This window comes from Massilia mucilaginosa (genome assembly GCF_011682145.1).
Lineage (GTDB): Bacteria > Pseudomonadota > Gammaproteobacteria > Burkholderiales > Burkholderiaceae_D > Telluria_A > Telluria_A mucilaginosa.
The window spans coordinates 1-25,901 of record NZ_WHJH01000026.1 but is presented as its reverse complement, the minus strand read 5'-3'; the positions used below and the strand labels follow the sequence as shown (position 1 = coordinate 25,901).

Annotated in this window: 24 protein-coding genes and 1 pseudogene; 10 read left to right on the top strand and 15 right to left on the bottom strand. The window is 64.2% G+C overall.

Annotated features, from left to right (window positions below; genetic code table 11):
• The first annotated feature begins 3 nt into the window (after positions 1 to 3).
• Positions 4 to 876 (top strand): hypothetical protein, encoded by an 873-nt coding sequence (locus F2P45_RS19715; protein WP_166879046.1) that lies wholly within the window; start codon positions 4 to 6, stop codon positions 874 to 876.
• A 127-nt stretch (positions 877 to 1,003) separates the two neighbouring features.
• Here the strand turns inward: F2P45_RS19715 and F2P45_RS19710 are convergent, their stop codons facing one another.
• A complete protein-coding gene (locus F2P45_RS19710) occupies positions 1,004 to 1,894 on the bottom strand; it encodes a LysR family transcriptional regulator (protein ID WP_166878909.1) in 891 nt (296 codons plus the stop codon).
• A gap of 106 nt (positions 1,895 to 2,000) precedes the next feature.
• On the opposite strand from F2P45_RS19710, the gene F2P45_RS19705 reads away from it, so the two are divergent.
• Positions 2,001 to 3,215, top strand: coding sequence for an MFS transporter (locus F2P45_RS19705; protein WP_166878904.1), 1,215 nt, complete (start codon positions 2,001 to 2,003; stop codon positions 3,213 to 3,215).
• 49 nt (positions 3,216 to 3,264) lie between these two features.
• Here F2P45_RS19705 and F2P45_RS19700 read toward each other — a convergent pair.
• Positions 3,265 to 4,479, bottom strand: a pseudogene (locus tag F2P45_RS19700) (CaiB/BaiF CoA transferase family protein); the annotation flags it as partial.
• A gap of 260 nt (positions 4,480 to 4,739) precedes the next feature.
• Between F2P45_RS19700 and garD the strand changes: the two are divergent.
• The 3 genes from garD to F2P45_RS19685 are packed head-to-tail and all read left to right on the top strand — an operon-like array spanning position 4,740 to position 7,976.
• Positions 4,740 to 6,290, top strand: coding sequence for a galactarate dehydratase (garD, locus tag F2P45_RS19695; RefSeq protein WP_166878901.1), 1,551 nt, complete (start codon positions 4,740 to 4,742; stop codon positions 6,288 to 6,290).
• A 2-nt stretch (positions 6,291 to 6,292) separates the two neighbouring features.
• Positions 6,293 to 7,099 carry an NAD-dependent epimerase/dehydratase family protein gene (locus tag F2P45_RS19690; RefSeq protein ID WP_166878898.1) on the top strand — a complete coding sequence of 269 codons (807 nt, stop codon included), beginning with the start codon at positions 6,293 to 6,295 and terminating at the stop codon, positions 7,097 to 7,099.
• Positions 7,092 to 7,976 (top strand): aldose 1-epimerase, encoded by an 885-nt coding sequence (locus tag F2P45_RS19685; protein WP_166879044.1) that lies wholly within the window; start codon positions 7,092 to 7,094, stop codon positions 7,974 to 7,976. The genes F2P45_RS19690 and F2P45_RS19685 overlap by 8 nt, the downstream gene beginning before the upstream one ends.
• Here F2P45_RS19685 and speD read toward each other — a convergent pair.
• From speD to F2P45_RS19660, 5 genes are read right to left on the bottom strand one after another with little or no spacing between them, the layout of a single operon-like run.
• A complete protein-coding gene (speD, locus tag F2P45_RS19680; protein ID WP_370663285.1) occupies positions 7,973 to 8,344 on the bottom strand; it encodes an adenosylmethionine decarboxylase in 372 nt (123 codons plus the stop codon). The genes F2P45_RS19685 and speD overlap by 4 nt on opposite strands.
• Before the next feature lie 2 nt (positions 8,345 to 8,346).
• A complete protein-coding gene (locus F2P45_RS19675) occupies positions 8,347 to 8,520 on the bottom strand; it encodes a hypothetical protein (protein WP_166878893.1) in 174 nt (57 codons plus the stop codon).
• Positions 8,517 to 9,977: a DUF4178 domain-containing protein gene (locus tag F2P45_RS19670; RefSeq protein WP_166878890.1), complete on the bottom strand. Its 1,461-nt coding sequence runs from the start codon at positions 9,975 to 9,977 to the stop codon at positions 8,517 to 8,519. Before F2P45_RS19670 ends, F2P45_RS19675 begins: the two co-directional genes overlap by 4 nt.
• A 10-nt stretch (positions 9,978 to 9,987) precedes the next feature.
• Entirely contained in the window at positions 9,988 to 11,034 is a 1,047-nt protein-coding gene (locus F2P45_RS19665) for an SPFH domain-containing protein (protein WP_166878888.1), read from the bottom strand.
• A 37-nt stretch (positions 11,035 to 11,071) separates the two neighbouring features.
• Positions 11,072 to 11,458, bottom strand: coding sequence for a DUF350 domain-containing protein (locus F2P45_RS19660; RefSeq protein ID WP_370663284.1), 387 nt, complete (start codon positions 11,456 to 11,458; stop codon positions 11,072 to 11,074).
• A 65-nt stretch (positions 11,459 to 11,523) separates the two neighbouring features.
• On the opposite strand from F2P45_RS19660, the gene F2P45_RS19655 reads away from it, so the two are divergent.
• Positions 11,524 to 13,035 carry a polyamine aminopropyltransferase gene (locus tag F2P45_RS19655; protein WP_166878885.1) on the top strand — a complete coding sequence of 504 codons (1,512 nt, stop codon included), beginning with the start codon at positions 11,524 to 11,526 and terminating at the stop codon, positions 13,033 to 13,035.
• Positions 13,035 to 14,642 carry an FAD-dependent oxidoreductase gene (locus F2P45_RS19650; protein WP_166878882.1) on the top strand — a complete coding sequence of 536 codons (1,608 nt, stop codon included), beginning with the start codon at positions 13,035 to 13,037 and terminating at the stop codon, positions 14,640 to 14,642. The genes F2P45_RS19655 and F2P45_RS19650 overlap by 1 nt, the downstream gene beginning before the upstream one ends.
• A 19-nt stretch (positions 14,643 to 14,661) precedes the next feature.
• Here the strand turns inward: F2P45_RS19650 and F2P45_RS19645 are convergent, their stop codons facing one another.
• Positions 14,662 to 15,399: a substrate-binding periplasmic protein gene (locus tag F2P45_RS19645; RefSeq protein WP_166878879.1), complete on the bottom strand. Its 738-nt coding sequence runs from the start codon at positions 15,397 to 15,399 to the stop codon at positions 14,662 to 14,664.
• Positions 15,396 to 17,174 (bottom strand): cation:proton antiporter domain-containing protein, encoded by a 1,779-nt coding sequence (locus F2P45_RS19640; protein WP_166878877.1) that lies wholly within the window; start codon positions 17,172 to 17,174, stop codon positions 15,396 to 15,398. Before F2P45_RS19640 ends, F2P45_RS19645 begins: the two co-directional genes overlap by 4 nt.
• Positions 17,175 to 17,406: 232 nt before the next feature.
• On the opposite strand from F2P45_RS19640, the gene F2P45_RS19635 reads away from it, so the two are divergent.
• On the top strand, positions 17,407 to 17,889 hold the full coding sequence (locus F2P45_RS19635) for a T6SS effector amidase Tae4 family protein (protein WP_166878874.1): 483 nt from the start codon (positions 17,407 to 17,409) through the stop codon (positions 17,887 to 17,889).
• Between the two features lie 18 nt (positions 17,890 to 17,907).
• Here the strand turns inward: F2P45_RS19635 and F2P45_RS19630 are convergent, their stop codons facing one another.
• Complete coding sequence (locus F2P45_RS19630; RefSeq protein WP_166878871.1) at positions 17,908 to 20,223, bottom strand: SDR family oxidoreductase; 2,316 nt, start codon at positions 20,221 to 20,223, stop codon at positions 17,908 to 17,910.
• A 225-nt stretch (positions 20,224 to 20,448) separates the two neighbouring features.
• On the opposite strand from F2P45_RS19630, the gene F2P45_RS19625 reads away from it, so the two are divergent.
• The gene (locus tag F2P45_RS19625; protein ID WP_166879038.1) at positions 20,449 to 21,096 is read left to right on the top strand and encodes a DUF642 domain-containing protein; all 648 of its coding nucleotides are present in this window, start codon (positions 20,449 to 20,451) and stop codon (positions 21,094 to 21,096) included.
• 101 nt (positions 21,097 to 21,197) lie between these two features.
• On the opposite strand, the gene F2P45_RS19620 is transcribed toward F2P45_RS19625, so the two are convergent.
• On the bottom strand, positions 21,198 to 21,611 hold the full coding sequence (locus F2P45_RS19620) for a DUF3597 domain-containing protein (RefSeq protein ID WP_166878869.1): 414 nt from the start codon (positions 21,609 to 21,611) through the stop codon (positions 21,198 to 21,200).
• A 54-nt stretch (positions 21,612 to 21,665) separates the two neighbouring features.
• Positions 21,666 to 22,187 carry a hypothetical protein gene (locus F2P45_RS19615; protein ID WP_166878866.1) on the bottom strand — a complete coding sequence of 174 codons (522 nt, stop codon included), beginning with the start codon at positions 22,185 to 22,187 and terminating at the stop codon, positions 21,666 to 21,668.
• A gap of 208 nt (positions 22,188 to 22,395) precedes the next feature.
• On the opposite strand from F2P45_RS19615, the gene F2P45_RS19610 reads away from it, so the two are divergent.
• The gene (locus tag F2P45_RS19610) at positions 22,396 to 22,746 is read left to right on the top strand and encodes a DUF1294 domain-containing protein (RefSeq protein ID WP_166878864.1); all 351 of its coding nucleotides are present in this window, start codon (positions 22,396 to 22,398) and stop codon (positions 22,744 to 22,746) included.
• Positions 22,747 to 23,033: 287 nt separating this feature from the next.
• Here the strand turns inward: F2P45_RS19610 and F2P45_RS19605 are convergent, their stop codons facing one another.
• From F2P45_RS19605 to F2P45_RS19595, 3 genes are all read right to left on the bottom strand, one after another.
• Positions 23,034 to 23,870 (bottom strand): CPBP family intramembrane glutamic endopeptidase, encoded by an 837-nt coding sequence (locus F2P45_RS19605; protein WP_166878861.1) that lies wholly within the window; start codon positions 23,868 to 23,870, stop codon positions 23,034 to 23,036.
• Between the two features lie 124 nt (positions 23,871 to 23,994).
• Positions 23,995 to 24,174 (bottom strand): hypothetical protein, encoded by a 180-nt coding sequence (locus F2P45_RS19600; RefSeq protein ID WP_166878859.1) that lies wholly within the window; start codon positions 24,172 to 24,174, stop codon positions 23,995 to 23,997.
• 393 nt (positions 24,175 to 24,567) lie between these two features.
• The gene (locus tag F2P45_RS19595) at positions 24,568 to 25,659 is read right to left on the bottom strand and encodes an IS5 family transposase (protein WP_166878856.1); all 1,092 of its coding nucleotides are present in this window, start codon (positions 25,657 to 25,659) and stop codon (positions 24,568 to 24,570) included.
• Positions 25,660 to 25,901: the final 242 nt, after the last annotated feature.

Genomic DNA, 25,901 nt, shown 5'->3' with positions numbered 1-25,901 from the left:
AACATGCTGCCGGCCATCGTCGTCGAACGCCTGCCGCGGCTGGTGCGGGCGATCCGCTGCCTGTCCGCGCGCGCGATCGGCGACGAGTCGGTGATCCTGGCCGACGAACTGGCCGGCATCACCGCCATGGTGGCCGAAAAGTTCACCAACGACCGCACCGCCGAAGGCATCCAGAAGGCCCTGCTGCTGACGGTGGGCTGCGTGTCGCTGGGACTCGAGCACGAACTGGGCGAAGAAGACGACGATGCCACGCTCGATTTCCTGATCGACGAAGGCGCCGAGCATGCGTTCCAGACGGGTTTTCGCATGGTGCGCGATCTGGCCGCCTTGCCGGAAGACTCGCTGGTGGGCGAGTACGACCAGGACCCGGTGTACGCGCAGCGGCGCCTGAAGGATTTGTTCGTCGATATTTGCGCCGCCGATCCGTACCAGAACTGGGCCGGGTTCGAAAAATTCGAGGTCCAGTACAAGCAGCGCAAGGCGGTGCAGGCGATCGTGCGCGCGGCCGGCTGGCTGCGCCGCCATCACTACGCGGGGCCGATCAACGACGCCGACCTGAATGCGGAAGGCGTGATTGCGGTCGCGATCATTTTTGCGATCGAAGGCGGCGGGCGCATCGTGGCGCGCACCGGGCAGGCCGATTTTGAGCGCCTGGTCAAATCGGTCCGCAAGAACAAGCCCGATTACGAAGAGGGCTGGGCGGCGCTGATGAAGCAGGTGCCGGCGCAGCATCAGCCGGTGATCGCGGAGCGGATTGAATCGTACCGCACCAACTGCACGGTCATTCAAAAAATCCGCACGCGCACGGCGATGAAGACCTTGTTTGCCGAGTTCGAAAATTATGCGGGCTCGGAGCTGGATGCCGACTACGGTTAGGCGCTTCTGTAGCTTCTGTAATTAGTACCACTAGCCCTTGAAACCGTCGTTCCCGCGAAGGCGGGAATCCATAGCACCTGTGAGCAAAGGTGCTATGGATTCCCGCCGAGGAAGCGGGTGGGGCGAATCAAAGCGCCGCCTCGCTCGCCAACGCCAGAAACGCCTGCACCAGCGGCGCATGTTCGCCCTTCCTCTGCGCCAGCAACAAGGTGGTGGTCGCTCCCGCATCGAGCAGCGGCCGGTAACACACCCCATCCATCCTGATCCGCTCGAACGACCCTGGCAGCACCGACACCCCGCATCCCGCCGCCACCAGCCCGATGATGGTCGACGCTTCCCCCGCGGTCTGCTCCACCCTCGGCACAAACCCGGCATCCCGGCACAACCTGAAAATCTGCGGATAGATCCCGGTCCCCGCGCTGTGCGGATACATCACGAACGGCAGCTCGGCCATCTCGCTGAGCGCGATCGCTTTCTTGCGCGCCAGGGCCAGCCCGGTCGGCAGCACCGCCACCAGCGGATCTTCGCGCAGCGCCGTCAAGCCGATATTCTCGGGCAGCCCATTTTCCGGGGGGCGCACGAAGCCCAGATCGAGCTCGCGCCGCGCCAGTTTGTCGAGCTGCGGCACGGTCGCCATTTCGTGCAGGGTCAACGTTACTGCCGGATACTGCTGGCGATAGCGGTTGATCACGTTCGCAAACAAGGGCGTGAGCGGCGTCGAGAACGTGAACCCGATGCGCAGTTCGCCCGCCTCGCCGCGCTCGGCCCTGCGCGCGGTGCTGGCCGCCTGCTCCGACAAGGCCACGATGCGGCGCGCATCGTCCAGGAACAGTTTACCGGCCTCGGTCAGCCTCACCCAGCGCTTGGTGCGCTCGAACAGCTGCGCGCCGACGTCGGCTTCGAGCATCTGGATCGCGTGGCTCAGCGGCGGCTGGCCGATGTGCAGGCGCTCGGCGGCGCGCGTGAAATGCAGTTCCTCGGCCACGGCGATGAAGTAGCGAAGCTGGCGAAATTCCATTATCTGTAATCGATTCGATGTATAAGTAACGCCATAAATATATATTGGACAGTATAAAAGCGCAAACCTAAGATGATCCCAGTCTATTCACTTCGGGTTGTCCATCATGTCTTCCAGCGCCGTTACCGCCGCTTCCCCCGCTTTCAAGCGCATCAACCGCGCCATGCTGTGCGGCGGCTTTTCCGCCTTCGCGCTGCTGTACTGCGTGCAGCCGCTGATGCCGCTGCTGGCGCACCAGTTCGCGCTCACGCCGGCGCAGAGCAGCTGGTCGCTGTCGATCGCCACCCTGGCGCTGGCGGTGTCGCTGGTGATCAGCGGCGCGCTGTCGGACCGCATCGGCCGCAAGAAGCTCATGACGTTCGCGCTGGTGGCCGCCGCCGTCTTCACCGTGCTGACCGCCGTCGCCCAGAACTACTTTCAATTGCTGGTGCTGCGCGCCTTGCTCGGCTTTTCGCTGGGCGGCATGCCGGCGGTGGCCATGGCTTACCTGAGCGAGGAGATCGAAGGGCCGTCGCTCGGGCTGTCGATGGGCCTCTACATCAGCGGCACCGCGCTGGGCGGCATGGCGGGCCGGGTGATCGCCTCGGTCGTCAGCGACCATTACTCGTGGCGCCTGGCGCTCGGTGCGATGGGCGCCGCCGGCCTGGTCGCGGCCTGGGAGTTCGCGCGCAGCCTGCCGGAATCGCAGAATTTCAGGGGCGGCAAGCCGGGCGTCCGTGGTTTGCTGGAAGGCGCCCGCACCCATCTGCGCGACGACGGCATGCCGTGGCTGTTCGCGCTGGGTTTCCTGGTGATGGGCGTGTTCGTGAGCCTGTATAACTACATCGGCTACCGCATGCTGGCCGCGCCGTTCAACCTGAGCCAGAGCGCGGTGGGGGCGATGTCGGTGCTGTATCTGATCGGGATGTTCAGTTCCGTGTGGGCCGGCCGCCTGGCCGACCGCATCGGACGGCGCAATGTGCTGTGGATGGTGACCGTGATCATGCTGGCCGGGCTGCTGCTGACCCTGTCCAGCCATCTGGTGCTGATCCTGGCGGGAATGAGTTTGTTCACGTTCGGTTTTTTTGGGACCCATTCGGTCACCAGCAGCTGGGTGGGGCGGCGGGCCAGGGCGCCGCAGGCGCTGGCGTCGGCGATGTACCTGTTTTTCTACTATATCGGATCGAGCGTGATCGGCGCGGGGTCGGGGATTGTGTGGAGCGCGGCCGGCTGGAATGGCGTGGTCGCGCTGCTGGCGCTGGCCCTCGGACTGGCGCTGGCGATGGCGCTGCGCTTGCGCGGACTGGCGCCGATCGAGGCGGCCGGCCTGAAGGCCGCCTGAGCGCGTCGTTCCCGCGCCCGGCGCGGGGACGACGGGGGGTTGAGCTCGCGCCCGTGGCCCGGGGCGGCGCGCGCGCCTCATCGCGGGGCCCCAGCCGGTCGCGCAGCACTTCATCGGTATGCTGCCCCAGCATCGGCGGCGGCAGATCGGCCTGCGCCGGCGTGAGCGACAGTTTCATCGGGCTGCGCACCAGCTTCACCTTGCCCGCCGCCGGATGATCCATCTCGATGGCCACGCCGCGCGCCTTCACCTGCTCGTTCTCGAACACTTCACCGACATCGTTGATCGGCCCGCACGGCACGCCGACCGCTTCGAGCTGCGCAATCCACTCGCCGCGCGTGCGCGTTGCGACCATCCCGGCCAGCAGCGGCACCAGCACGTCGCGGTGCTGCACGCGCAGCGGGTTGGTGGCAAAGCGCGGGTCGCTCAGCAAATCGTCGCGTCCGCCCGCTTCCACGAACTTGCGGTACTGCCCATCGTTCCCGGTGGCGACGATGATATGCCCGTCCGCGCACGCAAACGTCTGGTACGGCACGATGTTGGCATGCGCATTGCCCCAGCGCTTGGGCGGCTTGCCGCTGTTAAGGTAGTTGCTGCCCACATTGGCCAGCATCGCCACCTGCGTGTCGAGCAGCGCCATGTCGATGTACTGGCCTTGCCCGCTGCGGTCGCGGTGCGTGAGCGCGGCCAGCACCGCCACGGTGGCGTACATGCCGGTCATCAGGTCGGTCAGCGCCACCCCGGCCTTTTGCGGACCGCCGCCGGGCAGGTCGTCACGCTCGCCGGTAACCGACATCAGCCCGCCCATGCCCTGGATCAGGAAGTCGTAGCCGGCGCGGTGCGCATACGGCCCGTCCTGCCCGAAGCCGGTCACCGAGCAGTACACCAGGTCGGGCTTGATCTCCCTGAGGCTGTCGTAATCGAGGCCGTAGCGTTTCAGCTGGCCGACCTTGTAGTTTTCGAGCACCACGTCGGCCTCGCGCGCCAGGTCGCGGATCAGCGCCTGGCCCTCGGGGGTGGCGATATCGACCGTGACCGAACGCTTGCCGCGGTTCGCGGTCAGGAAGTAGGCGGCCTCGCTGGTGTTGTTGCCGTCGGCGTCGCGCGCGTACGGCGGGCCCCAGGCGCGCGTGTCGTCGCCCACGCCGGGTCGTTCGATCTTGATCACGTCGGCGCCGAGATCGGCGAGGTTCTGGGAGCACCAGGGACCGGCCAGCACGCGCGACAGATCGAGTACGCGGATGTGGCCGAGCGCCTTGGGCATGCCCGAAAATGCTTGAGTCATTGTGTCTGCCTTGTTGCAAATCAGGCAGCAATTATATCGGCTTGCGGGCCGCTTCGGCCAAGCGCGGAACGCGGTCGGACCACCCTGACCATTTTGTGTGGAAAAGTTAAATTGGCCTGACCAATAACGACAATTGGACTAGCCGATTCTAAAGTTTGCTGGCATACTTAGCAAAACCGACCGCAATCGCGCCCGCCATTCCCGGGCGTATGCGGGTACGGGCAGACAAGGCTATCAACATGACGACACCGGAAAAACCCCCGCTCCATATCCGCATGCACTCGGCCGACAACGTGGCCATCGTGGTCAACGATGGCGGCTTGCCGGCGGGGACGGTGTTTCCCGATGGGCTGGTGCTGGTCGACGCGGTGCCGCAGGGGCACAAGGTGGCCCTGGCCGATTTCGCCGAAGGCGACCCGGTCACGCGCTATAACGTGACGATCGGCTTTGCCGCCCGCGCCCTGCCCAAGGGCAGCTGGATTTCGGAAGCGGTGCTGCGCATGCCGGCCGCGCGCGAACTCGAAGGCCTGCCGATCGCCACCCGCGCCGCGCCGGTCATGGCGCCGCTCGAAGGCTACACCTTCCAGGGCTTCAAGAACGCCGACGGCTCGGTCGGCACGCGCAATATCCTGGCCATTACCACCACCGTGCAATGCGTCTCCGGCGTGGTCGAACACGCGGTCAAGCGCATCAAGAGCGAACTGCTGCCGCGCTACCCGAACGTGGACGACGTGGTCGGCCTCGAACACACCTACGGCTGCGGCGTGGCGATTGACGCGCCGGGCGCCGAGATCCCGATCCGCACCTTGCGCAACATCACCCAGAACCCGAACTTCGGCGGCCAGGCCATGGTGGTCAGCCTGGGCTGCGAAAAACTGCAGCCGGCGCGCCTGTTCCCGAAAGGCTCGATCCCGATCCTCTCCGGCGCCGACCCCGCGCACGTCTGCCTGCAGGACGACGGCCATGTGGGCTTCCAGTCGATGATCGATTCGATCATGCGCACCGCCGAAGTCCAGCTCAAGGCGCTCAACGCGCGCCGGCGCGAAACCTGCCCGGCGTCCGACCTGGTGGTGGGGGTGCAGTGCGGCGGCAGCGATGCCTTCTCGGGCGTGACCGCCAATCCGGCGGTCGGCTACGCCACCGATCTGCTGGTGCGCGCCGGCGCCACGGTGATGTTTTCGGAAGTGACGGAAGTGCGCGACGGGATCGATCAGCTGACTTCGCGCGCCGTCAACGCCGAGGTGGCCGAGGCGATGATCCGCGAAATGGCATGGTACGATGCTTATCTGACGCGCGGCGGCGTCGACCGCAGCGCCAACACCACGCCGGGTAACAAGAAGGGTGGGCTGTCGAACATCGTCGAAAAGGCGATGGGATCGATCGTCAAGTCGGGATCGTCCGCGATCACCGGCGTGCTCTCGCCGGGCGAAAAACTCAAACAGAAAGGGCTGATTTACGCAGCCACCCCCGCCAGCGATTTCATCTGCGGCACCTTGCAGCTGGCGGCGGGAATGAATATCCACGTGTTTACCACGGGGCGCGGCACGCCGTACGGCCTGGCCGAATGCCCGGTGATCAAAGTGGCCACGCGCAACGACCTGGCGCGCCGCTGGCACGACCTGATGGACGTGAACGCGGGCCGTATCGCCAGTGGCGAAGCGAGCATCGAAGACGTCGGCTGGGAGCTGTTCAAGCTGATGCTCGATGTGGCCAGCGGCAGCAAGACCTGGGCCGAACACTGGAAGCTGCACAATGCCCTGACCCTTTTCAATCCTGCACCGGTGACCTGATTATGAGCAAACCCTTCAAACGCATTTTGCTGACCGGCGCCGCCGGCGGCCTCGGACGCCAGCTGCGCGACCATATCAAACCGTGGGCCGACATCGTGCGCCTGTCCGACCTGGCCGAGATTGGCCCGGCCGGAGAGGGCGAAGAAGTCGTGCAGTGCGACCTGGCCGACAAGGCCGCCGTGCTGGCGCTGATGGAAGGCGTGGACGCGGTACTGCACTTCGGCGGCATCTCGGTCGAAGCGCCGTTCGACGCCATCATGCAGGCCAACATCCTCGGCATGGCCAATCTGTACGAAGCGATCCACAAGTGCGGCGTCAAGCGCGTGGTATTCGCCAGCTCGAACCACACGATGGGCTTCTACAAGACCACCGACCTGGTCGACGCCGAGATGCCGCCGCGCCCCGACGGCATGTACGGCATCAGCAAGGTGTTCGGCGAATCGCTGTCGCGCTACTACTTCGACCGCTTCGGCATCGAGACCGTGTGCTTGCGTATCGGCTCCTGCTTCCCCAAGCCGGGCAGCGCGCGCATGATGATCACTTACCTGAGCCTGGCCGACCTGGTCGAATCGCTGCGCTGCTCGCTGTTCGCCGCGCGCGTCGGCCACACCATCGCCTTCGGCGTCTCCGACAACAAGGCCAAATGGTGGGACGACCGCCATTCGCGCCATCTCGGCTTCGTGGCCAAGGACAGCTCGACCCAGTTCGAGGGCATGTTCCCGTTCAGCGGCACCTACGCGCCGGACGACGACCTCGCCATCACCTACCAGGGTGGGCCATTCCTGCTGACCGGGCCGAAATATAACTAAGCTGCCGTCGCTGGTCCTGCGCAGCGCGCAGCTGTCCGCCGAGATCCTTCCGGGTTTCGGCGGTGCTTTGTCGCGCCTGGACTGGATCGGCGGCGACGCCCCGGTGCCGGTGCTGCGCCCGTACGCGGGCGCAGCGGGCGACGCCGCGCCGCGTCCCAACCAGCTGGCCTGCTTTCCGCTGGTGCCGTGGTCGAACCGCATGGCTGGCGGGTTTTCGTATGGCGGCGAGCGTTACGCCATCGCGCCGAACCGCGAAGGCGATCCGTTTCCGATGCATGGCGAAGGCTGGCAGCGGCCATGGACGGTGGCGTTCCAGTCGGCCAGCCAGGTGCTGCTGATGCTCGAACGCCGCGACGGCATGCCGTTCTCGTACCGCGCCTCGCTCGGCTATGCCCTGCGCGGCAATGCGCTGCTGGTCACGCTGGAAGTGAGCAACACCGGCGCGCTGGCGCTGCCCTTCGGCCTGGGTTTGCATCCGTGGATGCCGCGCACTGCCGGCACCACCTTGCAGGCCGGGGCGCGCAAGGTGTGGATGGCGGGGGCGGACAAGCTGCCGTCGCACGCGCAGGCGATTCCCGAGGCCTGGTCGTTCGAGCGCGAACGCGCGCTGCCCGAGGGCCCGGTCGACAATGTGTTCGAAGGCTGGGATGGCCAGGCGCGCATTGCCTGGCCGCAGAGCGGCTTGACGCTGGCGATAGAGGCCGATGGCGGGTACTACATCGTGTATGCGCCGGCCGGCGGGGATTTTTTCTGCTTCGAACCGGTGGACCACCTGATCAACGCGCACAACATGGCGGGCGGGCCGGCCAGGCATGGCTTGACGATCCTGGCGCCGGGGCAGCGCCTGCGCCGCACGTTCCGATTTACCGTGACTTAAGCGGCCGGCACCTGCGCCACGCCGCGCTCGATGGTCTGCACCACGCGCGAGACCGGCTTGAACGCCAGCTCAATCACCTGTAACGCCAGCTGCGGCTGGGCGTCGCCGCACATGAAAATATCGGCCGCCGCGAAGCCGTATTCAGGCCAGGTATGAATCGAGATATGCGACTCGGCCAGCAGCAGCACGCCGGTCACGCCCATCGCCTCGCCAAAACTATGAAAATGGCTGTGCAAAATGCACGCGCCAGCCGCTTCGGCGCCGGCGCGCAGCAGCGCGTCGATCTCCGCGCCGGCCGTCAGCAGCGCCGCATCGACCCCATGGAAATCGGCCAGCAGATGAATGCCGGCCGGACGATGCGCGCCCATGCTCATTTGTGCCCGCCGCCCGAACCGCCGCCATAACTGCCGCCGCCGGAACTCCAGCTGCTGCCGCCGCCCCTGCCGCTGCCGATGTTGGAGGAGGTATCGAACATGAAGGCCCAACTGGTCATGGTGGCGACGATCGTCAGGCAAACCGCGCCGATAAAGTGTTTGTTTTTCATTGCTTGTCGTCGCCAGAGAAGATCATCCCGGCGATCAGAAACAGGGTCAGGGCGAGGATGATCGCCGTCTCCTTGAAATTGAAAATCAGTGGGATCGCATTGAGTCCGATCAGCCACCAGAAGAATTTTTGCAGGGTGCCCGCCCCTGGCGCCGCCGCCTCGGTCGCGGTCATGGCGTCGACCGCCTTCGGCGCCACGCCGAACCAGGTCTTGATCTGGTCGAAGGCCAGCCGGGTCGAGCGCGACCAAGTCATTTCTTCGCGCGTGGTTTCGGCCGCCAGCGTGCCGGAAGTGTTCTCGTATTCGGTGACGAACACCTGGTCGCCCACGCTCACGCGCCAGTTGAAGGCGCCCGCCGCCGCCACCACGGTCGCCAGGTAGCTGTCGCTCTTTTGGTAGGCCTGGTTCTCGGCCCTGGCCACCTCGCCGGCCGCCGGATCCCAGGCCGGCCAGCGGTGCATCACCTTGGCCTGGAACCAGCCGGCATTGGTCTCGACGATCCAGAAAAAGCCGCCGCGCGCCGAAAACAGCAGGTACTCGGTCCATTTGCTGGCGCCCGCGCCGCTGGTGGCGCGCACCATGGCGCCGATGACGGTGTGCTCGCTGCCGCGGATGTTGGCCGTGGCCCCGAGTTCGATGGTGGTGCGCATGGCCGCCGTCTTGGCGCCGGCAGCCAGCACGCTCGCCTGCGGTCCGGAGGCGTCCAGCTGCGCCTTGCACGCCGGGCAGATCAGGGTGGTGGTGATGCCCGGCAGGTACTTGATCGCGCTGCCGCAGGACGGACAATCGAGCGCATCGACCTTGCCGCGAAAGCGCCCGGCGCCGGCCTTGACCTGGTCATCGTCGCGCAGGAGCTGGCAGCGCATCTCGTCGAGCGTGACGGCCACGCCCGCATACACCAGCGGCACTTCGCCGTCGGTGTAGTCGAGCGTGACAAAGGCCGCGCCGTTGCGCAAGTCCGCAACCCGGATGCGCCAGCCTTCGCCAATCCGGAACGGCAGCTCGCCCTGGCCGGCGATGCACTCCGCGCTGCGGATCTCGGCCGCCAGGAAGTTCTCGCCGTTGATGCGCACCGGCTGCGCGATCCTGAGGGTGTCGAACGCAGGCAGCGCCTCGCGCACCTTGCGCTCGGCCGTCATGGTGAACTGGCCGGACGAGTCGCCCAGCCAGCCATTGCCGCCGTCGCCGTACAGCACATGCCATTCGTTCCACATGCCGTGCGCGTAGCGCAGCTGGATGCGCCCGACCACCGTGAAATCGCGTCCGTCGAGGATGCCGCTGGTGCCTATCTGGATCGGCGAATAGTCTTCCAGCACCGACGACATGGTGCCCAGGTTCTTGACCGATTCGGCATCCTTAAGCAGGGTGGCGCGGCAAAACCCGCACACCGCCATGACGGCGGCGTGCGATTTGAACCGGACCTCGGCGCCGCAGCTTGGGCAGGAGACAATGTGCATGGACAGCCGGTTAGTCGAGCAGTTTTTTGAGCAGCTCCGTCTTGGTGCTGTTGTAGTCTTCTTGCGAGATCAGGCCCTTGTCGAGCAATCCCTTGAGTTTGATCAGACGTTGCTCGATGGGGTCGAGTTCCGGCACTGGCGCGTGCAGGGGCGCGGTCGGCGCCGGCGGCACCTGCGGGATCATCGAGCCGCTCATGCCCTGCGCCATGGCGTGGCCCAGCATCGCGCCGGCCCCCAGGCCCGCGCCGATGCCGGCCAGGCCGCCTTCGTTCTGTGCCGCCAGCGGAATGCTGGTGGCGACCTGGAACTGGGTGAAGCCGCCCATCTTCTCGCTCGACAGGCCGCCCTTCATGCCGGCCGAGATGCGTTCGTCGAGCGCGGCCTGGAGTTCTTCGGGCAGGCTGACGCTGGCGACGTTGAATTCATCGAGCCCCACGCCGTAGCGCGCAAACGCGGCATACAGGTCGCCCTTGACCTGCTGCGCCATCAGCGCCTGGTTGGCGGCCATGTCGAGGAAGGCGACCTTGGCGCTGCCCAGCGACGAGGCCATGGTGGCCATCAGGATGCCGCGCAGCTGGTCTTCGACCTCGTCGCGCGTGTAGACCTCGCGCGTGCCGCTGATTTCGGTGAAGAACAGGCGCGGATCGGCCACCCGGTACGAGTACATGCCGAAGGCGCGCACGCGGATCATGTCGAAGTCGGCGTCGCGGATCGTGATCGGCTGCGGCGTGCCCCATTTGCGGCCGGTCTGCACGCGCGTGCTGAAGAAGTACACATCCGACTTGAAGGGCGAGTCGAAGAACTTGTCCCAGTTTTTCAGGTTGGTCAGCAGCGGCAGCGTGTTGGTGGTGAGCGTGTGGGTGCCGGGGCCGAAGACATCGGCGATCTTGCCTTCGTTGACGAACAGCGCCATCTGCGACTCGCGCACATTGAGGATGGCGCCGTTCTGGATTTCGAAGTCCTGCATGGGAAAGCGCCACGCCAGCACGCCGTCGTTTTCTTCGTTCCATTGCAGGACATCGATAAACTGTTTTCGGATGAATGAGCCAAGGGACATGTCGGTCTCCGGTAAAGATACGTGAAATGAGGGCCGGTCAGGACAGGGCGCCGGCGTTGACCAGGCCAATCGACACGGAGATGGCGCCGAGCAGGCCGCCGAAGGCCGAATTGTCGGCCTCGATCTGGTCCTTCGACATTTTCAGCAGGCGCGTGGCGATGTTATACGCCAGTACCTGGACCAGCATGGCGCCGCCCGCCCATTCGAGAAACTGGTAATAGTCGCGGGTATGCAGCAGGGCCGAGGCGATGGTCAGCGAAAAACCGATCAGGGCGCCGCCCAGCGACAGGGCGGCCGCGTGGTTCCCGCCCCGGATCAGCGCCACTTCGTTGAATGGCGTCAGGCGCGTATAGATGACAAAAAACGCCATCACCATGGCAACCGCTGTTGCAAGGTGGAGCAGATAGTTTAGGATGGCGGGCACGAAGTTTCCCCATGAAAGATGGTCATAATGGCAGCGCACGACGATCTTAGAGCAAAAAACACCACATGACCAAACGAATTTTGATACTTTCCGTGTTCGTGGTGGCCTCCTGCGGGCTGGCCTACGAACTCATTGCCGGCGCTTTGTCCAGCTATTTGCTGGGCGATTCGATCCTGCAGTTTTCCACCATCATCGGCTGCTACCTGTTCGCCATGGGCGTCGGCGCCCACTTTTCCAAGTATGTGGCCGACGAGGACGTGCTGTCGCGTTTTATCGACATCGAACTGGCCGTGGGCCTGATCGGCGGCCTCTCGGCGGCCATCCTGTTCATGACGTTTTCGTGGATGACCGCGCCTTTCCGCACCCTGTTGTATGTGCTGGTCTTCATGATCGGGGCCATGGTCGGCATGGAGGTGCCGCTGGTGATGCGCGCCCTGAACGCGCGCGACACCGCCTTCAATGACCTGGTCAGCCGCGTGCTGACCTTCGATTACCTCGGGGCGCTGGCGGTATCGCTGCTGTTCCCGCTGGTGCTGGCGCCTTACGTCGGGCTGGTGCGCACCGGCTTCCTGTTCGGCATGCTCAATGTCGGCGTGGGCTTCTGGACCCTGTATGTGTTCCGCGCCGAACTGACCAACATCGGCGCACGCGTGCTGCGCGCCACGTTCGTCATGATCGTCCTGGTGGCCGGCTTTGCGCTGTCGGAGCGCATGGTGCAGTGGGGCGAGCATGGCCTGTTCGGCGACGAGATCGTGTACTCCACCAGCACGCCGTACCAGCGCCTGGTGATCACGCGCTGGAAGGACGACACCCGCCTGTACATCAACGGCAACCTGCAATTCTCCTCGCGCGACGAGTACCGCTACCACGAAGCGCTGGTGCATCCGGCGCTGCAAACCTTGCCGTGGGCGCGCAGCGTGCTGGTATTGGGCGGCGGCGACGGACTGGCGCTGCGCGAAATCCTGCGCTATCCGAACATCCGGCACGTCACCGTGGTCGACCTGGACCCGGCCATGACGCAGGCCTTCACCACCCGCGCGGAACTGGTCAGGCTCAATGGTGGCGCTTTTGCCGATCCGCGCGTCACGGTGGTCAACGCCGACGCCGCGATCTGGCTGCAGAATACGCGCCAGATGTTCGACGCGGTCATCATCGACTTCCCCGATCCGTCCAGCTTCGCTCTCGGCAAACTGTATTCGGTGCCGTTCTACGGCATGGTGAAAAAGCATGTGGCGGCCAAGGGGCTGGTGGTGGTGCAATCGACCTCGCCCTTCTTTGCGCCGCACGCCTACTGGACCATCGACGCCACCCTGCGCGAGGTCGGCATGCGCACCTACCCGTTTCACGCCTACGTGCCCTCGTTCGGCGAATGGGGCTTCATCATGGCCTCGCCCGAGCGGGAATATGTGGCGCCGACCAGCTACCGGCTGCCGATGCGCTACCTGAACGAAGCGACCACGCGCGAGATGTTCGTCTTCCCGCCCGACATGCAGCGCCTGGAGATGGCGCCGAACCGGCTCAATACCCAGTCGCTGGTGCACGAGTTCGAGCAGGACTGGCGCAGGGTGATCCGCTGATGGACCGGCGCTCGTTCCTGGCGCTGGCCGGCGGCGCGGGAGCGGCGGCGCTGAGCGCGGCGCTCTTCCGGCGCTGGCTCGAGATGACCCCGGCCGTGCATTATCCGGGCCGCGCGGAGGGCCACTTCTTGCGCGAGCGCGGCAAGCTGCCGGCGCCGGAAGAGGTCATCGAGACCGATATCGTGATCCTCGGCTCCGGCATCGCCGGCCTGAGCGCTGCCTGGAAGCTGGAGCGCGAAGGGCAGCGCAAGGTGCTGATGATCGATGGCCCGCAGCCGTTCGGGAACGCCGCCGGCGGCCGCTTCGGCGAGCTGGCCTACCCGACCGGCGGCCACTACCTGCCGCTGCCGTCGCCCGAATCGGTGCATGTGCGCGAAATCCTGTTCGACCTTGGCATCATCGAGCGCGATCCCTACGGCGAAAAACCCTACTACGACGAGCGCAGCATCCTGCACGGCCCCGAAGAACGGCTGCTGTTCAACGGCCGCTGGCAGGAAGGCTTCATTCCGACCGAGGGCGTGAGCGCCGGGGAACTGGGCGAGCACAAACGCTTTTTCGCGGAAGTGGAGCGCCTGCGCACGCTGCGCGGGAGCGACGGACGCCGCGTTTTTGTGTTCCCGACCGTGAACTCGTCGCGCGACCCGGCCTTCGACGCGCTCGACCGCATCACGCTCAAGGACTGGCTGGACCAGCAGGGCTACCGCTCGCCGACCCTGCACTGGTACCTGAACTACTGCTGCCGCGACGACTACGGCACCCGCTACGACAAGGTCTCGGCATGGGCCGGGCTGCATTACTACTGCAGCCGCTGGGGACAGGCGGCCAATGCCGGCAACGGCGCCTGGCTGACCTGGCCGGGCGGGATGCAGGTGGTGGCCGACAAGCTGGCTGCGGCCTCCGGCGTGCGGCGCCGCGCCGGCACCGCCGTCTCGCTCAAGCGCGGCGGCGAGGGCGTCGAAGCCCTGTGCTTCACCCTGGAAGGCGGCGTGGCCCGCACCACGCTGGTGCGGGCGCGCAAGGCCATCTGCGCGATGCCGCTCTACGTGGCCGCGCGCGTGGTCGAGAACATCGGCGCGTATGGCTTCGATGCGAAGCGCCACACGCCGTCGTACGCCCCGTGGCTGGTGGCGAACTTCCTCATGAAGGACTTCCCGCGCGAGCTGCCGCACGCGCCGCTGTCGTGGGACAACGTGGTGTACCAGGAGCCGGGCCTGGGCTACGTGGTCTCGACCCACCAGGATATCCGCGTCGCGCCGCCCGGCAAGACGGTGTTTTCTTCCTACGTGGCGCTGTCGGACCGCACGCCCGAGGCGGCGCGCAAATGGATGATGGGCGCCAGCGGCGATGAACTGGTGGCGCTGGCCAGCGCCGACCTGACCAGCGCCTACGGCTGGAAGTTCGCGGCCTGCGTCGAGCGGGTCGACATTACCCTGCGCGGGCACGCGATGGCGGCGCCGCTGCCGGGCTTTCGCAGCAATGCGGGCCTGAAGGCCTTGCGCGACGCGGACGGACCGATCGTGTTCGCGCACGCCGACCTGTCGGGCTTTTCGGTGTTCGAGGAAGCCGCGTGGTGGGGCGTGCAGGCCGCGCTGAAGGTGCTGAAATAGGCGCTTGCCGAACAGGCGTTTACTGGTAGGTGGCGACGATGCGCTGCCAGGCCGGATCGCTCTTGAGTTGTTTCAGCACCGGCGCGATCTTGTCGAAAGCGGCGGCGTGGCTGCGCGGCGCCAGCATGCGCCGTTCGGTGGGCGGGCTGGCCAGGGTGGCCAGGTGCAGCCTGGCCGTCATGCCGTTTGCGCGCATGAAGTAGCGCGCCATCGACTCGGCCACGAGCACGCACTCGACCCGGCCAAGCAGCAGTTTTTCGATGTTCTTCTCGTCGCTCGGCCCTTCGCTGCGCAGCATGCCCGAGCCGGACAGCCAGGCCTCGATGCCGGGATAGTGGTAGCCGAACGTGACCCCGACCGACGCGCCCACCATGCTGGCCGGGGCGTCCGGGCTGACCGGTTTTGCCGCCAGCGACACCAGCGCGTAGCGGTCGGTGGCGAAGGGCGCCGACCACAGATACTTTTTCTGCTCCACGTCGTCGAACCACTCCGGCATCATGCCGATCACCATGCCGTCGATGCTGCCCTCTTCCAGCTTGACCTGCAGGCGCTTGCGCGGCATGTAGCGCAGCCGGAAGGTGAGGGTGCCCAGCTTGCGCTGGTTCAGGTAGGCGATCAGGTCCGGGTACATGCCGCGTCCGTCGGCCAGCATCAGCGGCGCGAAACTGGCGCTGGTGTAGACCGTGACCACCTGGGCCGGCGCGCTTTTCGCCAGCAGCGCGCACAGGAGCAGCAGCGGCAGGAGCAGGGTTTTCATGATGCCGCCGCCGCGCCGCGTCTGACGGCATGCGCCTCGGCGTCGAGCGTGGCCAGGAACAGGTCGCGTTCGGCGTCGACGATGCGGTCGACCCGGTCCTCGTCCATGCCGAGCGCTTCGAACACGAAGGCGGACAGCTGCAGGCTCGCCTCCAGCGTTTCGGGCACGACGATGGTGGCGCCGGCGCGTTTCAGTTCGCGCGCATGGGCTTCGTCGCGCGAGCGCGCCAGCAGCGGCACGTCGGGAAATTCGCGCCGGATGCCGCGCACCGCGTGCAGGGCCGACGCCGGATGGTCCATCGTCAGCACGATCGCGGGCGCTTCGCCTGCGTTCACATGGCGCAGCAGCTCGGCGCGCGCGGCGTTGCCGAAGTAGACCGGCAAGCCCTGGCCGTGCATTTTGGTGGCCAGGCGCGCATCGTTTTCAAACGCGATGTAGCCGATGCCTTCGGCCGTGAGCAGCTTGGCCAGTTGCTGGCCGACCCGGCCGAAGCCGGCGATGATGATGTGGCCGCGCGCCGCGCTAAGTGCCGCCTGGTCGGGCGTGGCCGCCTGTTCGTCGCCGCGCGGCTCCCAGTGCGTGCCGATCTCGCGCCCGAGGCGCGCCAGCATCGGCGTGACGAACAGCGACAGGCCGACGGCCAGCATCACGCGCGCGCCCAGGTCGGCGTCGACCAGCTTGCTGGCGGTGGCGTAGCCGATCACGATGAAGGCGAATTCGCCGCCCTGGCCGAGCAGCAGGCCGCCTTCGACCGCGCGGCCCCAGCTCAAGCCGCCGATGCGGAACAGCACGGCGATCACCAGCGCCTTGATGGCGATCAGGCCGAACACGGCGGCGGCCAGCCACAGCGGGGCGTCGATGATCTGGCGCGCGTCCATGCCCATCCCGACCGTCATGAAGAACAGGCCCATCAGCAATCCCTTGAAGGGCTCGACCATCAGTTCGACTTCGTGCTTGAATTCGGTTTCGGCCAGCAGCAGGCCGGCGATCAGGGCGCCGAGCGCCATCGACAGGCCGGCCGCCGCGCTCAGGCCGGCGATGCCGAGGGTCGAGAGCAGCACCAGCGCCATGAACACGTCGGGCTGGCGATGGCGCGTGAAGATGCGGAACAGCGGGCGGATCAGGCGCCCGCCGACCAGGTAGATCAGGGCGATGGCGGCTGCCGCCTTGACCATGGTGATGGCCACCAGCGAGACGATGCCGTCGGACTCGCCCTTGGCCATGACGCCGATCAGGATCAGCAGCGGCACCACCGCCAGGTCCTGCAGCATCAGGATCGAAAAACCGGCCTGGCCGAGCGGGGTGTTGGTGCTGTGCTGCTCGTTCATCAGCTGGATCACCACGGCGGTCGAGGAGAGCGAGAGCACGATGCCGAGGATGACGGCGCTTTCAAGCCGGTAGCCGAGCAGATGGATGACCGCGCCCAGCAGGGCGGCGCTGATGCAGACCTGGGCCGTGCCGGCCCCGAACACCCAGCGCCGCAGCGACCACAGGCGGGCGGCCGACAGTTCCAGGCCGATCATGAACATCAGGAACATGACGCCCAGTTCGGCCAGCGCCACCACGCCTTCGGCGCGCGGGAAGGTGAGGTAGGCCAGCCACGGATGGGTGTCGGCGAACAGGCCCAGGCCGAACGGGCCGAGCAGGGCGCCCACGGCCAGGAATCCGAGCACCTGGTTGATGCGCAGGCGTTGCAGTGTGGGAATGAGAATGCCCGCCAGCGAGAGGAACAGGAGGATTTCGCGCAGGAAGGGGAAGGCGTGTTGCTCTTGCACGGGTGGGGCCTGTCGTGTGGTTGATCGCGCTTGCCATTCTATAACAGGGGGTGGCGCGTGGCGGGTGTTCCTGCCTGTGGCCGGATAGAAAAATGGGCAAGTTCCGGTGGCCGCCCCGGCGCGGGCGCGGCCGCGTTTGGCCGGTGGCGTGGGCTTGCCTTGCGACCGCGCAAAAGCTTGACTGTATCCTCGAGGCAAGATGATGGACCTGCCGCCTCATCGGAGTTCCTGTATGAAGCCTTCGTTTTTCACCGTCCGCAGCAATTACCCGAGCCGCGCGTCGATCAACCTCGCCGCGCTGTACAAGGCGATCGGCTGGGATGCCCTGATCGGCGTGACGGCCTACCAGAATACCTGCGCCACCCGGGTCAGCCTGGCGCTGGTGCGCTCGGGCATGCGCCTGCCCGGGCGCCTGTCCATCCTGAAAGGCGAGTTCAAGGGCAGCCTGATCGAACCGGGCCACGCGCGCCTGTCGATCCTGCTGCAACGCCGCAACCTGCTCGGCCTGCCGGAGATTCATCGCGCCGGCCAGGCGCGCCAGGCCATCGGCAAGCGCAGCGGCATTGTGTCGTTCTGGGGCATCCAAAATGGCAACGGGCCGGACGAAGGCCATATCGATATCGTCTATCCGGACCCGAACGCGGACGGCAGCCCCGCCTGCGGCACCGAATGCTACTGGCAAGCCCGGGAAATCTGGTTCTGGCCGCTCGAGTAGGCGGCCCGGTGTTGCGTTTCAGCTCGCTTTCTGGCGCCTCCCGCTGTTGGCCTGCTGGCGCGTATCGGTGCAGTGAATCGGCTGCGCCAGTTCGATGGCGTCGCCGCGCGCCTGCTGGCCGCGCGCCTGCTGGCCGCGCGCCTGCAAAAAGCGTTGGAGCGCGTCGTCCAGGCCCGGCATCAGCATGCCGCGTTCGGTGTGCAGCGCGCTGTAGGGCGGGCGCGGCGCCAGGTAGCGGCAAGCGCTGCCCGGCTGCGCTTCGAGCCGGCTGGCATCGACCCCGGCCTGGTGCGCCGCCCTGCCGGCCAGCTCGGCCCAGGTGAGCGGATCGCCATTGGTCAGGTGCCAGACCCCGCTTTCCTGGTCGATGGCCAGGTCGAGGCAGGCGTTGACCAGGTCGGGCACGTAGGTCGGCGTGACCGTGATGTCGCTGGCGGCCGCGAACGGGGCGCCGCTTTCCAGGCTGGCCAGGGCCCGGGTCACGAAATTGTGGCTGTCCCAGGGGCCGAAGAAGGAGCTGGTGCGCACCACCAGCGCACCCGGTTGCCGCTTGAGGACGGCGCGCTCGGCGGCGGCCTTGCTCTTGCCGTAGATGTTGATCGGCGTGACGCCGTCGCTTTCCACGTAGGGACATTGCTGGCGGCCGTCGAACACCAGGTCGCTGGAAAAGGTGGTCAGGTGCACCCCGTGGCGGGCGCAGGCGGCGGCCAGCACCGCCGGGCCGGCGACGTTGTCGCGAAAGCAGCGTTCGACATCGTTCTCGGCCTCGTCCACCCGCACGTAGCCGCTGGCGTTGATGACGGCCCAGGGCTGGTAGCGCTGCATGGCTTGCTCGACCGAGACCGGGTCGGCGATGTCCATCTGCTGGCGGCTGAGCAGGCGGTAGGCCAGGTTGCGGCGCGCGCAGATGCGGGCGAAGGCGCGCCCCAGGGTGCCGCTGGCGCCGGCGATCAGGATCGGGGCGGACGCGCTGCCGACCAGGCTGTGCCCGTCCGCCGTGATCGAGGTCGGCGCTTCCGGCGTGGCCACGGGCGGGCACAGGCAGCGCCCGGCGCGCCGCCACCAGCCCTGGCCGCGCAGCACCGGATGGGTGGGCGCGCGCCCGGCGGCCAGTTCGCGCATCATGGCCGCCAGCGCGGTGGGGCGCGGCAGCGGCGGGCGCACGTCGAACGGCCCCGGTTCGTAGTAGCCGCGGCAGGCGGTCACCAGGCAGTTCCAGTCGAACGAGCCGAGCAGCGCCCAGACGGTGACGGCGCGCAGGTCGATGCCGTTGCGCCGCGCTTGCTGCCCGGCTTCCCATACTTCGAGCAGCCAGCGCAGCTGGTCTTCGCGGTTGGCGTCGATGTGCGCTTCGGTGACCGCCAGCGCAATGCCGTAGCGGTCCCAGATTTCTTGCAGGAGCGGGGCGATGCCGGGCGTGGGCGTGGCCAGGGCACGCGCGGTTTCGATGTCGGCGCAGGGCACGCCATCGGCATCGCCGCGAAAATGCGCGGGGTAGCGTTCGACCCGGTGGTCCAGCCAGCGCTCGCTGGTGACGTAGTAATTGACGCCGATGATGTCGGGCGGGCAGGGGTTGTCGCGGAACCAGAGCAGCGCGGCCGGATCGGCGCCGTGGCCGGTCAGGTAGTCCCACAGGGCATGCTCGCGGTCGACTTTGCCGCACAACAAGTCCCAGGCCAGCCAGCGCCGCTCGTTGTAGAAGGTGGCGCAGCGGGCCATGGGGGGCGTACTGTAGGTCTTGCCGAGGTCGTCGGTCTGGACCAGGCGGGCACGCGGGTTGACCAGCCGGATCGCGCGCATCGCCAGCACGGTGGCGCGGCACTGGATCAGCAGCGCCCGCAGGAAACTGCGGTCGTCGCGGCCGTGCGGGTACCACAAGCCGTACAGGCCGGAAAAACGCGCCGTGGTCAGCGGTTCGTTGACGGGGGTGTAGTCGTCGATCCACGGGTAGCGCGCGGCCACGGCGCCGGCGTACCCGGCCAGTCCGGTGGCAAAGCCGGGGTCGGTCAGGCAGGTCGTGCGCGGGCCGCTGCCGTGGTGCACCAGGCCGGCGATGGGGCTGATGCCGGCCTCGCGCAGGGCTTGCAGGCGCTGGTCGCACCAGCGCCAGTCGGCGCTGGCCAGGCCGTCGGGCGCCACCCGTTCCCATAGCAGCGGGTAGCGGATCGTGCCGATCCCGAGCCAGGCAAAGCGGGCCACGTCGTCGGCGCGGCCGTGATGTCCATTCCTTTCTATCTGGCTGAAGTAGTTTTCTCCCACACGGTTGACCGTGCATTCGAGCCCGCCCCAGAGGGCGAGCGGCTGGCGTGCTGCATCGCTGTCAGTTGTTTGCATAGGCTCACTCATACCATTTAAGCAATTTGAAATTTAGATATCCGGCGCTGCGGAAAAGTTCAGTTTGTTGAGGCGCGATGTGGCGGAGATGGCAAAAAACAAGGAGAAATTGCCGGTGGGGAGGAAAGTTTTGTTAACTGTGTACAAAGATGATATGGATCAATGATATGATCCGCTATCAATTACGTAACAACTATTTCCTTCAAGATAACAGTTAGGGTATTCATGAAATTCACAGCACTCCTGGGCGGCCTGTTTGCCGCCGCCATGCTCGTCAGCGGCGCAGCCCGCGCCGAACTGGTCACCAACGGCAGCTTCGAAGTCAACAAGTCGTCCGGTTCGTGGCAGCAATTCAACGCCGTCAACGGCTGGACCTCGAGCAATGGCGTTTTCGAAATCCAAAAAGGTGCCAAGCAGGGCGGCGTCGCCGGTTTCAATCCGTACGCAGCCAATGGCCGCCAGTACCTGGAACTGAACAGCACCGGCCTGAGCTCGGTGTGGCAGATGATCGATACCTCGGAAGCCGGCCTGTACTCGGTCTCGTTCGCCTTCTCGGGCCGTCCGGACACCGCCGGCGGCGCCAACAGTGCGATGAATGTGTACTGGGGCGACACCAAGCTGAACGATTCGCTGCTGATGGGCAGCACCAACGGCCAGTGGAGCTTCTTCAGCATCACCGACCTGGTCGCCACCAGCGCGCTGACCAAGCTGCGTTTCGAATCGGTTGGCCCGAGCTCGTCGCCAACCTACGGTTCCTACCTCGATGCCGTATCGGTTGAAGTGACGCCGGTACCCGAGCCGGAAACCTACGCCCTGTTCCTGCTGGGTCTGGCTGTTGTCGGTTTCACGACCCGCCGCAACAAAAAAGCCTGAGTTTCACAGGCGAAGCGCCAATGAAAAACGCCGCCGGCTTGATTGCCCGGCGGCGTTTTTTCGTTCTGAGCAAGGCGGGACCGCAGTCCCGCGCCTAGTGCTTAGTCTTTCAGGTCGGCCGGCACTTTGCCGCCATTGGCCGCCAGCTTGTTCATGACCTGGCGGTGCAGCCAGATATTCATCGAGGCCGAATCGCTGGTGTCGCCCGTGTAGTGGAGTTCGGCGGCCAGTTCCTTGCGCGATTGCAGGCTGCTGTCGAGGTTCAGCAGCTTGAGCAGGTCGACGATCGAGGTGCGCCAGTTCAGCGCCTGGCTTTGCGGCATGCCGCTCAGGATGGCTTCGACGTCAACCTGTTCCAGCGCTGCCGCTGGTTTCGGCGCCGCTGCCGGGGCGGCGGCTGGCGCTGCGCCAGCTGCAGGCGCCGCTGCCGGCGGTGCGGCCTGGGTCGATGCCGGCTGCACGGCTGGGTGCGTCGACGGGAAGATTTTGTGGAAAATATTGCTGAGAATGCCCATGTAATACCTCGTTTTTGTTGGTGAATAAGTTAATTGTAGCGGAATACTAACGGATCAGCGTTTCATGCCTTCGGCCACGCGGCCGAGCACGATCGCCAGCGCCGCGCCGCCGATGGTTTTGACCAGGGTCGGATGCTCGGCGTAAAAGTCGCCCATGCGGTCGACGATGCTTGGATTGTTGCGTTCGGCGTCTTCCGCAATCTGCTGGACTTGCTCCGGCGTCAGCTGGGCCGCCTGTTCCGGCGTAATCGCCGCCGGCGTCGCGCCGCCACGGAACAGGTTGCCGAGGGCGCCGCCCGCGATCGAGCTGAGCAGGCCAGGGCCGACGTTGCTGATCAGCTGGTTGAGCATGCCGGCACGCTGGCTGGGATCGCTGTGACCGAACAGCTGGCCGATCATTTGCGGGAACGGCGGCGTCTGGTCGGAACGCAATGCCTCCGTGACACCCTGGGCCACCGTGCTACGCGGCGCGTTCTGCGCGACCTGGTCGAAGTCGTCGTCCACGGCACGCCCGCCATTGTTGCCGGCGGCGCCGCCCAGGTATTGCTGTAACAGATTGCCTAGATCGAAAGCCATCATACCTCCACGTGGATTGAGAAGGCTTGCGCTGTTGGCGAGCGCGAAGCCGATGCGGGAGCTTAGGCCGGTGCGGCGGCGGCATCTGTACGGCAACGCACCATGCGGTACATTAAGCTGCCAATCAGGCAAGTTTCCTGGGTTCACGGGAATGGTTGCGTGACAAGCCGGCGCACTCTAAGCTGGCGGTTTTTCCGAGCTCACGCCGATGCCCTATCTGTCGATCCTGTTGTTTGCCGCCGTTTTCGCGAGCGCCGTGCTCGCCTGGCATGTTCCGCTGTGGGTGGGGGCTCTGTACGCGCTCGCCAGCGTGGTGTGCTTTACCGTCTACGCGCGCGACAAGGCGGCGGCGCGCGCCGGACAGCGCCGTACGCCGGAACGCAGCTTGCTCCTGCTCGGGCTGCTGTGCGGCTGGCCAGGCGCGGTGCTGGCTCAGCAGTGGCTGCGGCACAAGTCGTCCAAGCGGGCGTTTCAAGTGGCGTTCTGGATGACGGTGATCAGCAATGTGAGCGCTTTTGTCTATCTGGGATCGCCACTTTCTTTCGTGCGCATGCTATGAGGCGGCGATAGTTCGCCTTGCGACAGGCATTAGTAGGTGATATCACCGATTCACCGAGCCAGCGACCGACGCCATTGCGCTGGTATGGGCGGGTAATGGCTGAGCATAGCTGAATGCCTGACCGCCACTATGTTGAGCAGCAAGAGCCCGAACAAACATAATTATGATTGTTACCCATTCTTAGCGCCTTAAAGCGTGGTTGCTCCTCCCGCGTGCGCTGCGTCAAGTGTCATGCATCGAATGCCGCTAAGTTTAGCGGAATCTCTTACTTATTTGCGCCTGCATGTTCAGTTCCCTAACGGTAGATGCGGAAGGGCCGCTTGCGTTAATCGATCTTTGGCCCAGACGATGAGCAAGCTAAACGCAGATATGGCGAACCCAAGCATTACTAGCTCAGGAATCCAGTCCTGTAAATGGCTTAGCTGATCTATGGTTCTGATGCGATGTAGGTCAAAGTAATGTTGAATCAAAAATGCGAGGAGATTAAAAGTGGCATGCACGATCATGCAAGTCGGTAGGGAACGTGTTGTCGCGTACAGATAGGATAATACAAATGAAAATATAAACGTACTGATGTAGATTGGCTGAGAAAAATGAATGCACGTAAAAAACGTTGCTGTTGCAAGCGCGCTTTTAAAAAACGAGAAATTTTTGTAAAGTGAGCGAAAAATCAATGCGCGGAAAAATACTTCTTCAATTAATGCGGGAAGAATTACACTTGACAGAATAAAACTCATGATCATCCAGGAAAATACAGAATGCGACTGATGTGGTTGGGAATGAAATTTTCCTGAATCATATGCATTCTCAAGATTAAATTGTGCATATGAAAACGTGAAAATCGCATTTTCGCCAAAGCTGAGCATAAGTAGCAAAATGGCGATAGATATCGATAAACATACTTGCGAAAAAGTTGGATTATTTCCCATGATAAATGAAAATTTTTCACGGGTAATCTTAAATTGAATAATGCATGCGATAGTCAAAGTTGCATACATCGCTACGATGGCAATGTGTTCTGCATAATATGTGCTTTCAGGCCAATTCGCGGCTACAGCATTATAAAATCCTGCGCGGATTACCATACTGAAGATAAATATTAAGATGGTAACCTTGAAGGTCATGTCTGCACCTCGTCCATTTATTGGCCGTTGAAATTATGGAGATGGGATTCTATTGACTATAAGGAAATATCGCACCGTGTGTTCGGCGGTGCGATGTTTCAACATCGTGTTTTTGATACGAATATTAATGGAAGAGATCGTACAAGCCGACTCCAATATCAGAGCCAAGTTCTCCAAGGGCATTAAAAGCGTCGTTGGCTACTTTGCCCCATTCAGACTGCGCATTTGGGACTCTATCAAACCTGCGGCTAACGGTCCTGCCTCCGGATACCATGATAATCTCTTCAGCATTCAATTCGTGCATGACATGCTCCAGTAGTAGCCAATATTGGCATTGGTCACTTTACGGGAGTGCAATATTTCAGTGTTGATTTCTGTCAATAGCTGATCGCGCATCATGCAGGGCTGTTTAAACATTCCTTTGGTTTTTCTATTAGACTGATAGTCCGCGAAACAGAAGTTGATGAAATGAAATTCCGATTTGGCGCCTCGAATAACCCGTTGTTCATTCGCTGCCAGAAGCGGCATTGTAGGACTTAACAGGGCGTTGAAAAAGTGGCCCAGTCCTTCGGGTTTTGTCGCCCGAAGCACCAATTTTTCGGGCTGGAACCCACATTCTGCCTAGGAACTGGTTTCTAGCCGCCTTTTAGGCTGTTTTTTGGTACTTTTCAGCGTTTCCCGCCCCCTCCGGACGGATTTATCCCACCACGGCCGACAAACGCCAGCCAAAGATGGTCGCTATGCGAGTCAGGTTGTACGCAGCGAAGGTGAACGTGGTCTGCGCGCGCACCTTGACCAGGCCGACGAAGCGCGCCTTGCGCAGCCCGCCGATGGTCTTGCTCCAGCCGAAGATCTCCTCAACCAGCTTTCGTTTCTTAATACTGACCGTGTAGCCAGCGTGGCGCGTGGTTCGCCCATCGATGGCGCTGTGCTTTTTCTGGGCCACATGCGGGGTCACGCCTTCCTCGCGCAACTGCTTGACGAATTCGGCCGCGTCGTAGCCCTTGTCGGCACCCAGCGTCGCGCCGGCTTTTTGGACACTGCGTTTGGCCATGATGAGCGCCGCGTCGCGTTCGGCTGTGCCGCTCGCCAGCGTGGTGGTGGCATCGACCACCAGGCCGTTGCGATTCTCCATCAGCGCGTGGCCCAGGTAGCATAGCCTGGACTTGTCGCCGTCGCCCTTTTTGTATAGGCGCGCGTCCGGATCGGTCGTCGATTGGTGCGTCTCGTTGGAACGTTTTTCGCCCTTGAAGTCAACCGTGGCGTTGCGCCCTTCATCGCTCGGCGGTGGCCCGCTGCCATCCTTTTTGGTGAAGCTCTTGACCGAAGCCCACGCCTCGATCATGGTGCCGTCGACAGTGAAATGCTCGTCCGAAATCAGGCTTTGCCATTCAGCGATGCGCAGCACTTGGGCGAAGAAACGCTGCGTCATTGCCTCGCTGAACAAGCGCTCGCGGTTGGCGCTAAAGGTCGAGTGGTTCCACACGGGCTCGTCGAGGTTCATGCCCACGAACCAGCGATACAACAGGTTGTATTCGATGTGCTGCACCAGTTGACGCTCAGAGCGGATCGAGAATAGCGTCTGGATCAGGCTGGCCCGCAGTAGGCGCTCGGGAGCGATGGACGGACGGCCGCGTCGCGAATACAGTGCCTGGAAATCATCATTCATGTTGGCGAGGATGCCGTCGACCAGCACCCGCAACTTGCGCAATGGATGTGCATCGGGAATGCGTTCCTCCAGCGTGCGGTAGCTGTACAAGGAGTGCTGGGTGACGTCGGTTTTACGCATGGTTACGGCGGTAAAGTGAGGTTGATTGAACAACGTTTACTGGCGCTGGGCGGTTGACGGGCTCGGCGATTAAATCAACACCCTGTTAATCTTACTGTGTCATAAAAGCATTGTAAACTATTAGCCCTTGTGTATACTGAAACCTTCCATGACGATGGGGGTGAAGATGGACAATTTGGCAGATCTGGACGAGTATCTCGAACACCTTTGCACTGCACTGGGCCATGCCGACCGAAGGGTCA

Bases quoted from the DNA above. Each gene is read 5' to 3' on its own strand.
- F2P45_RS19715 (WP_166879046.1), top strand. From the start codon at position 4: ATGCTGCCGGCCATCGTCGTCGAACGCCTGCCGCGGCTGGTGCGGGCG.
- speD (WP_370663285.1), bottom strand. From the start codon at position 8,344: ATGGGCGCGCATCGTCCGGCCGGCATTCATCTGCTGGCCGATTTCCAT.
- F2P45_RS19635 (WP_166878874.1), top strand. From the start codon at position 17,407: ATGAAGCCTTCGTTTTTCACCGTCCGCAGCAATTACCCGAGCCGCGCG.
- F2P45_RS19610 (WP_166878864.1), top strand. From the start codon at position 22,396: ATGCCCTATCTGTCGATCCTGTTGTTTGCCGCCGTTTTCGCGAGCGCC.
- F2P45_RS19645 (WP_166878879.1), bottom strand. From the start codon at position 15,399: ATGAAAACCCTGCTCCTGCCGCTGCTGCTCCTGTGCGCGCTGCTGGCG.
- F2P45_RS19595 (WP_166878856.1), bottom strand. From the start codon at position 25,659: ATGCGTAAAACCGACGTCACCCAGCACTCCTTGTACAGCTACCGCACG.
- F2P45_RS19630 (WP_166878871.1), bottom strand. From the start codon at position 20,223: ATGCAAACAACTGACAGCGATGCAGCACGCCAGCCGCTCGCCCTCTGG.
- F2P45_RS19620 (WP_166878869.1), bottom strand. From the start codon at position 21,611: ATGGGCATTCTCAGCAATATTTTCCACAAAATCTTCCCGTCGACGCAC.
- F2P45_RS19615 (WP_166878866.1), bottom strand. From the start codon at position 22,187: ATGGCTTTCGATCTAGGCAATCTGTTACAGCAATACCTGGGCGGCGCC.
- F2P45_RS19650 (WP_166878882.1), top strand. From the start codon at position 13,035: ATGGACCGGCGCTCGTTCCTGGCGCTGGCCGGCGGCGCGGGAGCGGCG.
- F2P45_RS19690 (WP_166878898.1), top strand. From the start codon at position 6,293: ATGAGCAAACCCTTCAAACGCATTTTGCTGACCGGCGCCGCCGGCGGC.
- garD (WP_166878901.1), top strand. From the start codon at position 4,740: ATGACGACACCGGAAAAACCCCCGCTCCATATCCGCATGCACTCGGCC.
- F2P45_RS19675 (WP_166878893.1), bottom strand. From the start codon at position 8,520: ATGAAAAACAAACACTTTATCGGCGCGGTTTGCCTGACGATCGTCGCC.
- F2P45_RS19705 (WP_166878904.1), top strand. From the start codon at position 2,001: ATGTCTTCCAGCGCCGTTACCGCCGCTTCCCCCGCTTTCAAGCGCATC.
- F2P45_RS19665 (WP_166878888.1), bottom strand. From the start codon at position 11,034: ATGTCCCTTGGCTCATTCATCCGAAAACAGTTTATCGATGTCCTGCAA.
- F2P45_RS19670 (WP_166878890.1), bottom strand. From the start codon at position 9,977: ATGCACATTGTCTCCTGCCCAAGCTGCGGCGCCGAGGTCCGGTTCAAA.
- F2P45_RS19710 (WP_166878909.1), bottom strand. From the start codon at position 1,894: ATGGAATTTCGCCAGCTTCGCTACTTCATCGCCGTGGCCGAGGAACTG.
- F2P45_RS19625 (WP_166879038.1), top strand. From the start codon at position 20,449: ATGAAATTCACAGCACTCCTGGGCGGCCTGTTTGCCGCCGCCATGCTC.
- F2P45_RS19605 (WP_166878861.1), bottom strand. From the start codon at position 23,870: ATGACCTTCAAGGTTACCATCTTAATATTTATCTTCAGTATGGTAATC.
- F2P45_RS19655 (WP_166878885.1), top strand. From the start codon at position 11,524: ATGACCAAACGAATTTTGATACTTTCCGTGTTCGTGGTGGCCTCCTGC.
- F2P45_RS19600 (WP_166878859.1), bottom strand. From the start codon at position 24,174: ATGCACGAATTGAATGCTGAAGAGATTATCATGGTATCCGGAGGCAGG.